Source organism: Bradyrhizobium sp. NBAIM08 (assembly GCF_020193935.1).
Taxonomy (GTDB): domain Bacteria; phylum Pseudomonadota; class Alphaproteobacteria; order Rhizobiales; family Xanthobacteraceae; genus Bradyrhizobium; species Bradyrhizobium yuanmingense.
The window spans coordinates 1-403 of record NZ_JADYVR010000965.1 but is presented as its reverse complement, the minus strand read 5'-3'; the positions used below and the strand labels follow the sequence as shown (position 1 = coordinate 403).

General features: G+C 74.2%; 1 pseudogene. It reads right to left on the bottom strand.

The window, feature by feature from the left end:
• Nucleotides 1–344: pseudogene (locus I6F37_RS42965) on the bottom strand (hypothetical protein); the annotation flags it as partial.
• Nucleotides 345–403: the final 59 nt, after the last annotated feature.

The following is a 403-nucleotide window of genomic DNA, read 5'->3' as shown; positions in this document are numbered from 1 at the left end:
ATCGCGAACAGGCCCGCGCCGGAGGGCAGCACGACCGCCCCGACGGACGCGATCGCGAGCCCCACCAGCGCCACCCGCAGCAACCGTTCCGAACGCCAGATGTCGGCGACTGCGCCACCCAGCAGCAGCAGCCCGGCCTGCACCAGCGCGAACACGGTCAGCACGTCCCGGATGGACGGCGTCGACCGTAGCAGCGCCTCCATGTGCGGGTTGCCCGGGTCCAGGACGTGCGGATCCAGGCCCGCCGCACCCAGGGCGAGGCACGCGGCCACGAGGCCCCGGAGCGCCCGACGGTCGTCGACGACCTCCAGGACGAACGGGGGCAACCGATCGCGGACGGTCACCGCACGCGGACCCGCGACACCTCAGCCGGCGTCACCCCTCGTTCGCCGTGGACGAGGGG